Raw genomic sequence first — 13286 nt, forward strand, 5'->3', positions numbered from 1 at the left:
GACGTCAGCCGGGGCCGTCCTGGCCGCGACGACGGAGGTAGCGCTCGAACTCGCGGGCGATGGCGTCGCCGCTGGCCTCCGGGAGGTCGGCGGTGTCCTGGGCCTCCTCGAGGGACTGGACGTACTCCGCGACCTCGTCGTCGGTCTCGGCGAGCTCGTTGATGCCGCGCTCCCACGCCTTGGCGCCGTCGTCGAGGTCGCCGTGGGGGATGGGCGCGTCGAGCAGCTCCTCGAGGCGGGAGACGAGTGCCAGGGTCGCCTTCGGCGATGGTGAGTGCCCGGCGTAGTGCGGGACCGCGGCCCAGCAGGAGATGGACTGCAGGCCGGACTGGGTGGCGGCGTCGGCCAGGACGCCGACGATGCCGGTCGGTCCCTCGTACCGGCTGGGCTCGAGGTCGAAGCGGTGCAGCACGTCGTCGTCGTCGGAGGTGGCGGTGACCGGGATCGGCCGGGTGTGCGCGACGTCGGCCATGAGCGCACCGAGGGTGAAGACGGTCGTCGCACCGACCTGCTGCGCGAACTCCATCAGCTCGATGGTGAAGGCCCGCCAGCGGAAGGACGGCTCGATGCCCTGGACGAGGACGATGTCGCGCTCGAGGGTCTCGCTGCTCGCCACGAGGATGCGGGTGGTGCGCCAGTGGATCCGGCGGCGGCCGTCGTCGAGGACGACCCGGGGCCGGTTGACCTGGAAGTCGTAGTACTCCTCGGGGTCGAGGGCCGCGATCGCCTCGGCGTCCCAGACGTCGATGAGGTGGTCGATCGCCGCGGTGGCGGCCTCGCCGGCGTCGTTCCAGCCCTCGAACGCGGCGATGACGACCGGGTTGTTCAGCTCCGGCACGTCCTCGAGCTCGATCACTGTTCCTCCTCGCCCGCGCCGGCCCGATGCCGGCGCGCCACCTCTTCCGCCCAGCCTACGGTCCACGGTCCGGCCGCACGGGAGAGGCTGCGTATAGTCGGGCGCGCCGTCCAGCCACCCCACCGACCGCGCGGAGCCCTGCCACCCATGTCCTCGACCAGCACGCCGCCCGCCACCCCCGGATCGGGACTGCCCGCCGCGGTGTTCTGGGACATGGACGGGACCCTCGTCGACACCGAGCCGTACTGGATCACGGCCGAGCACGCGATCGTCGAGGAGGCCGGGGGAGTCTGGAACGACGAGTACGCCCACCAGCTCGTCGGCAACGACCTCATGGTCTCGGCGGAGTTCATCCGCGACAACAGCCCGGTCGAGCTCGACCCGGTGGAGATCGTCGAGGAGCTTCTGCGCCGGGTGGTCGTCCAGGTCCGCGAGCACGTGCCGTGGCGTCCCGGTGCCGTCGAGCTGCTCGAGGCCCTCGGCGCCGCCGGTGTGCCGAACGCGTTGGTGACCATGTCGTGGCGGTCGCTGGCGGACAGCGTGGTGTCGTCCCTGCCCGAGGGCACCTTCGCCGCCGTCATCACCGGCGACGAGGTCGAGCACGGCAAGCCGCACCCCGAGCCCTACCTCGCCGCCGCCCGCGCGCTCGGGGTCGAGGTGGCCGACTGCGTCGCCATCGAGGACTCGCCCACGGGCGTGCGCTCGGCCGTCGCGGCAGGGGTGCCGACGATCGCCGTGCCGCACGTGGTGCCCGTGCCGGTCACCGTCGGTGCCGTGCAGGTGCCGAGCCTGCGCGGGATCACGCCCACCGACCTCGTCAGCCTCTTCGACGGCTCGCGGCGGTAGGCCCTCACTCGTCGGTCGGCGCGACCTGACCCGAGACGGCGGGGTTGAGGGCGATGAGGGCCGCGTTCTCCGGCAGGGGCGGGGGAGTGCCGCCCCAGGCCGGACAGAACTCGCGGAAGTCGCACCAGTCGCACAGCTTCGAGGTCTTCGGTCGCCAGTCACCGGTCGTGGCAGCTCGCTCGATCGCGACCCAGACGGCCTTGAGGTTGCGCTCGAGGCTGAGCAGGTCGTGCTCGTCCGGCGCGTAGCGGACGACCTCGCCGTTGCCGAGGTAGACGAGCTGGAGCAGGCGCGGGATCTCGCCGCGCAGCCGCCAGAGCACCAGCGCGTAGAACTTCATCTGGAACAACGCCTTGCCCTCGAACAGCTCGCTCGGGGACCGGCCGGTCTTGTAGTCGACGACCCGCATGGCGCCGTCGGGGGCGACGTCGAGGCGGTCGACGTACCCGCGCAGGACGAGTCCGTCGACATCGGTCTCGACGTAGAGCTCGCGCTCGGCGGGCTCGAGGCGGGTCGGGTCCTCGAGGGTGAACCACGTCTCGATGAGCGCCTGGGCATCGCTGAACCAGCCGTCCTCGGTGAGCTTCGCGTCGTCGGCGATCATCGCTGCGAGCTCGGGCTCCTCCTCGACCAGCGCGCTCCACTGGGGGCCCAGCAGGGCCTGAGCCGCAGCCGGGGTCCGCTCGTCGGCAGGGAGGTCGAAGAGCCGCTCCAGGACGGCGTGCACGAGCGTTCCGCGCGCCGCAGCGGGGCTGGGCGGCGAGGGCAGCTTGTCGATCGTGCGGAACCGATAGAGCAGCGGGCACTGCTTGAAGTCGGATGCACGGCTCGGCGAGAGAGCGGGAACCATGACCCGAACTCTAGGTGCCACGACCGACACGACCGTGACCCCGCGCCATACCTGTGGACCACGCGGTGGGTCGATGTGGACGCGCCCGGAACTCCCGGCGCGTTCACATCGACCCGGCCTCAGTCCTCGGGCTGGTAGCCGAGGTTGGGGCCGAGCCAGCGCTCGGCCTCGCGCAGCGTCCAGCCCTTGCGCTCGGCGTACTCCTCCACCTGGTCGCGGCCGAGGCGGCCGACGACGAAGTACTGCGACTGCGGGTGCGAGAAGTACCAGCCGGACACCGCGGCACCCGGCCACATGGCCATCGACTCGGTGAGCTCGATCCCCGTGCGCTCCCTGACGTCCAGGAGCTCCCACAGGAGCTCCTTCTCGGTGTGGTCGGGGCAGGCGGGGTAGCCCGGCGCGGGTCGGATGCCGACGTACTTCTCGGCGATCAGCTGGTCGTTGGGCAGGTGCTCGTCCGGGGCGTACCCCCAGAAGTCGTGGCGCACCCGCTCGTGCAGCCGCTCGGCGAACGCCTCGGCGAGCCGGTCGGCGAGCGACTCGAGCAGGATCGCCGAGTAGTCGTCGTTGGCCGCCTTGAACTCCGCCACCCGGTCGGCCGACCCCAGGCCCGCCGTGACGGCGAACGCACCCACGTGGTCGCGCAGCCCGGTGTCCTTGGGCGCCACGAAGTCCGACATCGCGCGGTTGGGCACGCCCTGTCGGTGCTGGCCCTGCTGGCGCAGCGTATGGAGCGTGGTCGCCACGGTCTGGCGCGCCGAGTCCGTGTAGACCTCGATGTCGTCGCCCACCGAGCTCGCCGGGAAGAGGCCGAACACGCCACTGGCGCGCAGCCACTTCTCGTCGATGATGCGGTCGAGCATCCGCTGGGCGTCCTCGTACAACCGGGTCGCGGCCTCGCCGGTGGCCGGGTTGTGCAGGATGTCGGGGAAGCGGCCCTTCATCTCCCAGGCGAGGAAGAACGGACCCCAGTCGATGTAGCGGCGCAGCTCGTCGATCGGGTAGTCGGTGAAGGTCTTGACGAACTGCGTGACGGTCGGCCGCTCGCTGCCCGACTGACGACGCAGCAGCTCCTTCTCCTGGGCCGCGACGAGGTGGGGGACCGGCGGCCGGTAGCCCGCCCACTCGATCGGGGTCGCCTTCTCGCGGGCCACCTCGAGCGGGACCAGCGGGCGCTCGGTCGACTTGGCGGCGTGCCGGGCCCGCAGCGCGTCGAAGTCCGCCTTGACGTCGGCCATCAGCGTCTCGCGCTGGTCGTCGGCGAGCAGCTTGGACACGACGGGCACCGAGCGCGACGCGTCCTTCACCCACACGACCGGGCCGTGGTACTGCTGGTCGACCTTGACGGCGGTGTGCGCCCGTGACGTCGTCGCCCCGCCGATGAGCAGCGGCAGGTCGAGGCCCTGGCGCTCCATCTCCGAGGCGAAGTTGACCATCTCGTCCAGGCTCGGCGTGATGAGGCCGGAGAGCCCGATGACGTCGGCCTTCTCCGCCTTGGCGGCGTCGATGATCTTCTGCGCCGGCACCATGACGCCGAGGTCGACGACGTCGTAGTTGTTGCACTGGAGCACGACGCCGACGATGTTCTTGCCGATGTCGTGGACGTCGCCCTTGACGGTCGCGAGGACGATCTTGCCCTTGCTGCGGTTCTCCGCGACCTCGGCCTCGGTCTTCTCCGCCTCGATGAAGGGGATGAGGTACGCGACGGCCTTCTTCATGACGCGGGCCGACTTCACGACCTGCGGCAGGAACATCTTGCCGCTGCCGAACAGGTCGCCGACGACGTTCATGCCGTCCATCAGCGGACCCTCGATGACCTCGATGGGCCTGCCACCGCGGTCGCTGATCTCCTGGCGGAGCTCCTCGGTGTCGGACTCGGCGTGCTCGTCGATGCCCTTGACGAGCGCGTAGGTGATGCGTTCGCCGACGGGCAGGCTGCGCCACTCCTCGGCGATGGCCTCCTGTTTGGTGTCGCCGGTGTTGAAGGAGTCGGCGATCTCGAGCAGCCGCTCGGTGGAGTCCGGCCGACGGTTGAGGACGACGTCCTCGATCCGCTCACGGAGTCGCTCGTCGACCTGGTCGTAGACGACGAGGGCGCCGGCGTTGACGATGCCCATGTCCATGCCGGCCTGGATCGCGTGGAACAGGAAGACCGCGTGGATCGCCTCGCGCACGGCGTTGTTGCCGCGGAACGAGAAGGACACGTTGGAGACACCGCCGGAGACGAGGGCGCCGGGGAGGTTCTCCTTGATCCAGCGGGTGGCCTCGATGAAGTCGGTGCCGTAGGCGGCGTGCTCCTCGATGCCCGTGGCCACCGCGAAGATGTTGGGATCGAAGATGATGTCCTCGGCGGGGAAGCCGACCTCCTGGGTGAGGATGTCGTACGCCCGCCGGCAGATCACCTTGCGCCGCTCGAGGGAGTCGGCCTGGCCCTCCTCGTCGAACGCCATGACGACGATGGCGGCGCCGTACTTGCGGCACAGCCGGGCGTGCTCGACGAACGGCTCGACGCCCTCCTTCATCGAGATGGAGTTGACGATCGGCTTGCCCTGCACGCACTTCAGCCCGGCCTCGATGACCTCCCACTTCGAGGAGTCGACCATCAGCGGCACCCGGGAGATGTCGGGCTCGCTCGCGACGAGCTTGACGAAGCGGTCCATAGCCGCGACGCCGTCGATCATCCCCTCGTCCATGTTGATGTCGATGACCTGCGCACCGGCCTCGACCTGCTGGCGGGCGACGTTGAGCGCCGTGCCGTAGTCCTCGGCCTGGATGAGCTTGCGGAAGCGTGCCGACCCGGTGATGTTGGTGCGCTCACCGACGTTGACGAACAACGTGTCCTCGGTGACCGTCACCGGCTCCAGGCCCGAGAGCCGCAGGGCGGGTGCCACCTCGGGGACCACGCGGGGCGACTGGTCGCTGGCCGCCTTGGCGATGGCGGCGATGTGGTCCGGCGTCGTGCCGCAGCAGCCTCCGAGCAGGTTGACGAGCCCGGCCTGCGCGAACTCGCCCACGACCGCAGCCATCTGGTCGGGCAGCTCGTCGTACTCGCCGAAGGCGTTGGGGAGACCGGCGTTCGGGTAGCACGACACGAAGGTGTCGGCGACGCGGGCGAGCTCCGCGGCATACGGGCGCATCTCCTCGGCACCGAGGGCGCAGTTGAGCCCGACCGCGATGGGGCGGGCGTGGCGCACGGAGTTCCAGAAGGCCTCCGTGACCTGCCCCGACAGCGTGCGCCCGGAGGCGTCGGTGATCGTGCCGGAGATGATGACGGGCCAGCGGCGGTCGTGCTCCTCGAACAACGTCTCGAGCGCGAAGATCGCGGCCTTGGCGTTGAGCGTGTCGAAGATCGTCTCGACGATCAGGACGTCGGCCCCACCGTCGACGAGGCCGCGAGCCTGCTCGGTGTAGGCGTCGACGAGCTCGTCGAAGGTGACGTTGCGCTTGCCGGGGTCGTTGACGTCGGGGGAGATCGACGCGGTGCGGTTCGTCGGGCCGAGTGCGCCGAGCACCCAGCGCGGCTTGTCCGGCGTCTTCTCCGTCATGGCGTCGCAGGCGCGACGGGCGAGGCGCGCGGACTCGAGGTTGATCTCGTAGGCGAGGTCCTCCATGCCGTAGTCGGCGAGGGAGATCTTCTGCGCGTTGAAGGTGTTGGTCTCGACGAGGTCGGCGCCCGCCTCGAGGTATGCCGTGTGGATGCCGGCGATGATCTCCGGCTGGGTGAGCGACAGGAGGTCGTTGTTGCCCTTGAGGTCGCTCTCCCAGTCGGCGAAGCGCTCGCCGCGGTAGTCGTCCTCGCCCAGGCCCTCTCGCTGGATCATCGTGCCCATGGCGCCGTCCATCACGAGGATCCGCGTCGTGAGGGCGGACCTCAGGTCGTCGGTTGCGTCGGGCTGGAATGCGGGTGAGTCGGGCACCGGTCAAGTATGGACCGGTGCGTGCTCGGGCGTCCTTCGGGTTCACGTACTGTCAGGGCATGACGACAGCTGCCCGTGGGCACCACGCTCCCGAGGGCGAGCAGGAACGCGGGCTCGGCGTCCGCATCGCCCGGGTGGCAGGCATCCCCGTGTACCTCGCCCCGAGCTGGTTCCTCATCGCCGCCGTCATCACCGCGATCGTCGCCGCGCCGCTGCTGTCCACGCGCCCGCTGGTCGGCATCGGGGTCGGCTTCGCCCAGGCGCTCGTGCTGCTCGTCTGCGTCCTCGTCCACGAGGCCGCGCACGCCGCGACCGCCCGAGGCTTCGGCATGCCCGTGGTCCGGATCGTGGCCAACCTCTGGGGCGGACACACCTCGATGGAGGCCGGCCACACCACCCCGGGACGGATGGCGCTCGTCGCCGCCGCCGGACCGGCGTCCAACGCCGTCTTCGCCGCGCTCGCCTGGCTGGCCCTGCCGTCGGTCACCGGCGACGTGTCGAGCCGCCTCGTCGAGGGCCTGGTCATCATCAACGGCTCGCTGGCCGTCCTCAACATCCTCCCCGGCATGCCGCTCGACGGCGGCCAGGTCCTGGAGTGCCTCGTCTGGAAGGTGACCGGCGACCGCAACAAGGGGTCGGTGGTCGCCGGCTGGAGCGGCCGCGTGCTGGCCGTCGGAGTCGTGCTCTGGTTCTTCGTCCGGCCCCTCGTCATGACGCAGGACCTCGGGTTCGGCCAGATCTGGGTGCTGTTCATCGGCTCGATCCTCTGGGCCGGGGCGACGGAGTCGATCCGGCGCGGCAAGGCCCTGGCCACCATCGGCCGCATCACCCTGCGCTCGGTGATGCGCGCTGCCGTCGCCGTCCCCGACACGGCCCGTGTCGGGGACCTGCCCGCCACGCCGGGGGGCGAGCTGGTCGTCGTCGACGGCCACGGTCGTCCCTCCGCCTACGTCGACTCGGCCCACCTCTCGTCGGTCCCGCCGGACGCCCGGCCGCACACCCCGGTCAGCGCGGTCGCCAGCCAGCAGGACCCCGGCTGGGTCATCGACGCCGACCCCGCGGGCGATGTCATGCCGGCCCTCGCGGCCCTGCAGGAGTTCGGGATCACCGTCGGCGCGGTCGTGCACCAGGGCCGGGTCGTCGGCGTCGTCCACGCCGCGGACGTGGGCCGGGCGCTCAACGCCTGAACGGTGCCGCCTGCGGCCGAGGTGTCTTGAACGGAGTGGGGACGCCGCCTACAGTCCGCCCATGACCTCCCGCGGCACCGCGCACCGACCCCGGCTGCGCCGCAGGGTCGTCGCCGGTCTGGCTGCGAGCACGGTCCTCGCCGTCGGTGCGGTGGGGTTCGCGCTCGACGCGCGCACCGCGTCGGCGGGAGGAGCGCAAGCCGCCGTCGTGGCCGTGGGAGCACCGCGCGCGGGCGGGGTGCCAGCACCTGCGCCGGCCGCCGCTGCGGCACAGGTGCCAGCCGGTTCGTCGCCGTCGGCGCCGGCCCCCCGGTCTGCGTCGGCGTCGAGGTCGGAGCCGGCGTCGTCACGGGCCCGGGGACCGTGGGTCGGCACGTGGGCCACCGCGGTCGCCGTCCCCCAGGCCGGTCCACCGGCCCAGGGCTTCACCGACACGACGCTGCGCCAGCGGATGCACGTCTCCGTCGGGGGACAGGTGGTCCGGCTGCGGCTCACCAACGTCCACGGCACAAGGCCACTCGTCGTGACCGCCACCCTCGCCCGGCCCTCCACGCGCGCCGGCGCCGCCGCGGGGGACGTCGACCCGGGCACCCTCGTCCCGGTGACGTTCGCGGGGAGCCGGCAGGTCGCCGTACCGGTGGGCGCGGAGCTGGCGTCCGACCCTGTGGCGCTGGCCGTCCCGGACGGCGGCGACCTCCTCGTGAGCCTGCACGTGCCCGGCCCGACCGGCCCGGCGACGTACCACGGGGCGGCGCACACGACGGGGTTCGTCGCCGACGGCGACCAGACGTCTGCCGTCTCGGTGGCGGCGTTCCCGCGACGGACGACGTCGTTCTGGTTCCTCGACGGGCTCGACGTGCGGTCCCGCGTCGGGGGATCCGTGGTCTTCCTCGGCGACTCGATCACCGACGGGTCCGGCTCGACCACGGACGCCGACCACCGCTGGCCGGACCTGCTCGCCGACCGGGCCAGGTCGCTGCCCACGCCGCAGCGGTTCGGGGTGCTCAACGCGGGCATCGGGGGCAACCGGGTGCTGCGCGACGCCGCCGGCCCCGGACAGGGCCCCAAGGCGCTCGACCGCCTCAACCGCGACGTGCTGACCCAGACCGGGGTCCGGACCGTGGTGCTGCTCGAGGGCATCAACGACATCCAGCAGGACCCGTCGGAGCACGACCCCCGCGCCATCATCGACGGCTACCGGCAGGTCCTCGAGCGCTCGCACGCGCGGGGGCTGCGGGTGGTCGTGGGCACGCTCGCACCGTTCGAGGGCTGGCCCCGGTGGACCCCGGAACGCGAGCAGGTCCGCGTCGCCGTCAACGCGTGGATCCGCACGTCCGGCGAGCCTGATGCCGTCCTCGACCTCGACGCGGTGCTGCGCGACCCCGACCGGCCCACCCGCCTGCGCGCCGGCTACGACAGCGGCGACCACCTCCACCCGAGCGACGCGGGGTATGCCGCGATGGCGGCCTCGGTCGACCTGCGCCTGCTGCGGAACCCGGGGCGCTGACGGCGGGTCCGGGGCACCCCCGCGGGAGAACTAGACTTCGCCGCCATGAGCAGCACCCCCGACCAGACCCCGCCCGCCGCCACGGGAGCAGACCTGCGCCGTGGCACCTTCTCCGAGGGCGAGCGGGTGCAGCTGACCGACCCGAAGGGGCGCCTGCACACCATCACCCTCGAGGCGGGACGCGAGTTCCACACCCACCGCGGTCGCCTGGCCCACGACGACCTCATCGGCAGCCCTGACGGGTCCGTCGTCAAGAACACCGCCGGCGTCGAGTACCTCGCACTCCGCCCGCTGCTGTCCGACTACGTCATGTCGATGCCGCGCGGTGCCGCGGTGGTCTACCCCAAGGACGCCGGCCAGATCGTCACCATGGCCGACATCTTCCCGGGCGCCCGGGTCGTCGAGGCCGGCGTCGGCTCCGGCGCCCTGTCGATGAGCCTGCTGCGGGCCGTGGGGGAGACCGGTCACGTGCACTCGTTCGAGCGCCGCGAGGACTTCGCCGACATCGCCAAGGGCAACGCCCGCGCCTTCTTCGGCCAGGACCACCCGGCCTGGCAGGTCACCGTCGGTGACCTCGTCGAGGAGCTGCCGCAGCACGTCGAGCCCGGCAGCGTCGACCGCGTCGTGCTGGACATGCTCGCTCCCTGGGAGTGCCTCGACGCCGTCGCCGACGCACTCCTGCCCGGTGGCGTCCTCATCTGCTACGTCGCCACCGCCACCCAGCTGTCGCGCGTCGCCGAGGGCGTCCGCGAGCACGGCGGCTACACCGAGCCCGAGGCGTGGGAGTCGCTCGTCCGCGGCTGGCACCTCGAGGGCCTCGCAGTGCGTCCGCAGCACCGGATGCACGGCCACACCGGCTTCCTCATCACCACCCGCCGCCTCGCCCCCGGGGTCACCCCGCCGCTGCGCAAGCGCCGCCCCGGCAAGGGCTCGATCGACGAGGACGGCGCCCCCGTGCAGGACTCGGGCTTCGGCCGCGAGGGCGAGTTCACCCCCGAGGACATCGGCGAGCGCGTCCCATCAGACAAGAAGATCCGGCGGGTTCGCCGTTCTGTGACCCAAACCTCCGAGACCGCGGAGTAGTTCGGGGTTAGGTTTGCTTATCGGCCGTCCCGCACGGTCGATGACCGAGGTTCGCCACCGAGGGAGTCGACATGACCGACCACAGCCAGCCCCACCGCCCCGACAACAGTGACGAGCGCCGCCAGGCCGAGCTCCTCGCCGAGGAGGTCGCCGCCCTGCGGCAGCGCCTCGCCGACGCCCCGGTGCGTTCGCGTGAGCTCGAGACCAAGGTGCTGCAGCTGCAGTCCAACCTCGCCACGATCTCCTCGCAGAACGAGCGCCTCGTGCGCACCCTCAAGGAGGCGCGGGAGCAGATCGTCACGCTGAAGTCCGAGGTCGACCGGCTGGCCCAGCCGCCTGCTGCGTACGGCGTGATCCTCGAGTCGTACGACGACGCGACCGTCGACATCCTCACCGGTGGCCGCAAGATGCACGTCGCCGTCAGCCCCGCGGTCGACCCGGCAGAGCTGTCCAGCGGCCGCGAGGTCCGGCTCAACGAGGCGATGAACGTCGTGGCCACCTGCGGCTACGAGCGCATCGGCGAGGTCGTCATGATCAAGGAGCTGCTCGGCGAGGGCCGGGTCCTGGTCGTCTCGCACGCCGACGAGGAGCGCGTCGTCCGCATGGCCGACTCCCTCGAGGGCGAGCCGATCCGTGTCGGCGACGCCCTCATGCTCGAGTCGCGCTCCGGCTTCGTCTACGAGCGGATCCCCAAGGCCGAGGTGTCCGAGCTGGTCCTCGAAGAGGTCCCCGACATCGACTACGAGGACATCGGCGGCCTGGCCGGCCAGATCGAGGCCATCCGCGACGCCGTCGAGCTGCCCTACCTGCACCCCGACCTGTTCACCGAGCACCAGCTCAAGCCCCCGAAGGGCGTGCTGCTCTACGGCCCGCCCGGCTGCGGCAAGACACTCATCGCCAAGGCGGTGGCGTCGTCGCTGGCCCGCAAGGTCGCGGAGAAGGAGGGCAAGCCCGTCGGCAAGTCGTTCTTCCTCAACATCAAGGGCCCGGAGCTGCTCAACAAGTACGTCGGCGAGACCGAGCGCCACATCCGCCTGATCTTCCAGCGGGCCCGTGAGAAGGCCTCCGGCGGCACGCCCGTGGTCGTGTTCTTCGACGAGATGGACAGCCTGTTCCGCACGCGCGGCTCCGGCGTCTCCTCCGACGTCGAGACGACGATCGTGCCGCAGCTGCTGTCCGAGATCGACGGTGTCGAGCGGCTCGAGAACGTCATCGTCATCGGGGCCTCGAACCGTGAGGACATGATCGACCCGGCCATCCTGCGCCCGGGTCGCCTCGACGTGAAGATCAAGATCGAGCGCCCCGACGCCGAGAGCGCGCGCGACATCTTCACGAAGTACCTCACCGCGGACCTGCCGCTGCACCCGCACGACCTCTCGGAGCACGACGGCTCGGCCCAGGCCACGGTCGACGCGATGATCACCGCCACGGTCGAGCGGATGTACTCCGAGATCGAGGAGAATCGCTTCCTCGAGGTCACCTACGCCAACGGCGACAAGGAGGTCCTCTACTTCAAGGACTTCAACTCCGGCGCGATGATCCAGAACATCGTCGACCGAGCGAAGAAGATGGCGATCAAGGACTTCCTCACCGTCGGGGCCAAGGGCATCCGGGTCGACCACCTGCTCGCGAGCTGCGTCGACGAGTTCAAGGAGAACGAGGACCTGCCCAACACGACCAACCCCGACGACTGGGCCCGCATCTCCGGCAAGAAGGGCGAGCGGATCGTCTACATCCGCACGCTCGTCACCGGCAAGAGCGGCACGGAGCCGGGCCGCTCGATCGACAACGTCGCCAACACGGGCCAGTACCTCTGACCCGCCCGTCGACACCCGGACCCCTCCCGGGCCCTCCACCCGTCCGCGGTGGTGGGCTCGCGCGGGCCCGCCACCGTCCCCTCCAGCTGGTCTCGTGGGGGACGGCGCTCGTCCTCGTCACCTACGTCACGCCGATGGTGAGCGTGCCGGCCACCGCCGCCGACCTCGACGTCGGCCCGGTCGGCCGGGCCTGGGTGCTCAGCTCGATGAGCGTCGGCCTCGCGGCCGTCCTGCTCGCGGCCGGGGTCCTCGGCGACAGCCTCGGGCGGCGACGCGCCTACGTCCTGGGCCTCGCCGCGATGGGCCTCGGCTCGCTGGCCTGCGCAGCGGCTCCCTCCGTCGCGGTCTTCGTCGCCGGGCGGCTCGTCGAGGGAGCCGGGGGAGCGGCGGTGCTCGCGTGCGGGCTGGCCCTGCTCACCGAGGCCTATCCTGCCGGCCGCGAACGCGGGCACGCCACGGCGGTCTGGGGCGCCAGCGTCGCCCTGGGCATCTCGGTCGGGGCGTTGCTCGCAGCCGCCCTGGACATCGGGACCGGGTGGCGCGAGGTGTATGGCGTCGTGGGTGCCGTCGCGCTGGTCCTGGTCCCGGCGACGACCCGCTGGGTCGCCCCCACCCGCCCCGTCGTGCGCCGTCGCGTCGACCTGCCCGGTCTGGTCCTGCTCAGTGCGGCGCTGACCCTGCTCGTCAGCGCCCTGACGCAGGGTCGGTCGGGCGTCACCGGTGCCACCGTGGCCATCGGTGGTGCCGCCGTGCTGCTGCTGGCGGTGTTCGGGTGGGTGGAGACCCAGGTCTCGTCGCCGCTGCTCGAGCCCGCGCTGTTCCGTGAGCCGCGGTTCCTCGGCGCGACGCTCGGCGCCATGGTGCTGGGCATCGGCATGGTCGGCACGACGTCGTTCGTCCCCACGGTCGTGCAGGCCGGGCTGGGGCACGGCCTCTGGGCGGGCAGCCTGCTGATCACCTGCTGGTCCGGGGCGAGCGTGGCCTCCTCGCTCGCCCTGCGGCTCGTCCACCGCCCGTTGACGGGTCCGGGGCCGCTGGCCGCCTGCCTCGTCGTCGTGACGGGAGGACTGTCGCTCGCCCTCGGACTCGAGGCCGGGTCATCCCCCTGGCGGATCGCCCCGGCGATGGTCGTGTGCGGTGTCGCCACCGGGCTGCTCAACGCGCTGCTCGGTCGGGAGGCGGTCGCCAGCGTGCCGGCGTCCCGCGCCGCGATGGGCAGCGGC

The 13286-nt window shown here is 71.6% G+C and carries 8 protein-coding genes and 1 pseudogene; 6 read left to right on the plus strand and 3 right to left on the minus strand.

Features of this window, described 5'->3' with window-relative positions; genetic code table 11:
• Positions 1-4: 4 nt before the first annotated feature.
• On the minus strand, positions 5-856 hold the full coding sequence (locus ABD286_RS01160) for a PAC2 family protein (protein WP_344189449.1): 852 nt from the start codon (positions 854-856) through the stop codon (positions 5-7).
• Positions 857-1003: 147 nt separating this feature from the next.
• Here ABD286_RS01160 and ABD286_RS01165 point away from each other — a divergent pair, with 147 nt between their 5' ends.
• Positions 1004-1702 (plus strand): HAD family hydrolase, encoded by a 699-nt coding sequence (locus ABD286_RS01165; RefSeq protein ID WP_344189451.1) that lies wholly within the window; start codon positions 1004-1006, stop codon positions 1700-1702.
• Between the two features lie 4 nt (positions 1703-1706).
• Here ABD286_RS01165 and ABD286_RS01170 read toward each other — a convergent pair whose 3' ends face one another.
• Both ABD286_RS01170 and metH read right to left on the minus strand, forming a co-directional pair.
• On the minus strand, positions 1707-2552 hold the full coding sequence (locus ABD286_RS01170) for a RecB family exonuclease (RefSeq protein WP_344189453.1): 846 nt from the start codon (positions 2550-2552) through the stop codon (positions 1707-1709).
• Positions 2553-2671: 119 nt separating this feature from the next.
• Positions 2672-6394 (minus strand): methionine synthase, encoded by a 3723-nt coding sequence (metH, locus tag ABD286_RS01175; protein WP_344193201.1) that lies wholly within the window; start codon positions 6392-6394, stop codon positions 2672-2674.
• Between the two features lie 134 nt (positions 6395-6528).
• On the opposite strand from metH, the gene ABD286_RS01180 reads away from it, so the two are divergent.
• The 5 genes and pseudogenes from ABD286_RS01180 to ABD286_RS01200 form a co-directional block, all read left to right on the plus strand.
• Positions 6529-7656 carry a site-2 protease family protein gene (locus ABD286_RS01180; RefSeq protein WP_344189455.1) on the plus strand — a complete coding sequence of 376 codons (1128 nt, stop codon included), beginning with the start codon at positions 6529-6531 and terminating at the stop codon, positions 7654-7656.
• Between the two features lie 61 nt (positions 7657-7717).
• Complete coding sequence (locus ABD286_RS01185; RefSeq protein WP_344189458.1) at positions 7718-9163, plus strand: SGNH/GDSL hydrolase family protein; 1446 nt, start codon at positions 7718-7720, stop codon at positions 9161-9163.
• Positions 9164-9208: 45 nt separating this feature from the next.
• Positions 9209-10246: a tRNA (adenine-N1)-methyltransferase gene (locus ABD286_RS01190; RefSeq protein WP_344189460.1), complete on the plus strand. Its 1038-nt coding sequence runs from the start codon at positions 9209-9211 to the stop codon at positions 10244-10246.
• A 71-nt stretch (positions 10247-10317) separates the two neighbouring features.
• Positions 10318-12063, plus strand: coding sequence for a proteasome ATPase (gene arc / locus ABD286_RS01195; protein ID WP_344189462.1), 1746 nt, complete (start codon positions 10318-10320; stop codon positions 12061-12063).
• 134 nt (positions 12064-12197) lie between these two features.
• Positions 12198-13265: pseudogene (locus ABD286_RS01200) on the plus strand (MFS transporter); the annotation flags it as partial.
• Between the last annotated feature and the right edge of the window lie 21 nt (positions 13266-13286).

It is taken from the genome of Pedococcus aerophilus, from assembly GCF_039532215.1.
Lineage (GTDB): Bacteria > Actinomycetota > Actinomycetes > Actinomycetales > Dermatophilaceae > Pedococcus > Pedococcus aerophilus.

What these genes read in the sequence shown, in the direction of transcription:
- ABD286_RS01185 (WP_344189458.1), top strand. Translation starts at nt 7,718, where the DNA reads ATGACCTCCCGCGGCACCGCGCACCGACCCCGGCTGCGCCGCAGGGTC.
- arc (WP_344189462.1), top strand. Translation starts at nt 10,318, where the DNA reads ATGACCGACCACAGCCAGCCCCACCGCCCCGACAACAGTGACGAGCGC.
- ABD286_RS01165 (WP_344189451.1), top strand. Translation starts at nt 1,004, where the DNA reads ATGTCCTCGACCAGCACGCCGCCCGCCACCCCCGGATCGGGACTGCCC.
- metH (WP_344193201.1), bottom strand. Translation starts at nt 6,394, where the DNA reads ATGGACGGCGCCATGGGCACGATGATCCAGCGAGAGGGCCTGGGCGAG.
- ABD286_RS01170 (WP_344189453.1), bottom strand. Translation starts at nt 2,552, where the DNA reads ATGGTTCCCGCTCTCTCGCCGAGCCGTGCATCCGACTTCAAGCAGTGC.
- ABD286_RS01190 (WP_344189460.1), top strand. Translation starts at nt 9,209, where the DNA reads ATGAGCAGCACCCCCGACCAGACCCCGCCCGCCGCCACGGGAGCAGAC.
- ABD286_RS01180 (WP_344189455.1), top strand. Translation starts at nt 6,529, where the DNA reads ATGACGACAGCTGCCCGTGGGCACCACGCTCCCGAGGGCGAGCAGGAA.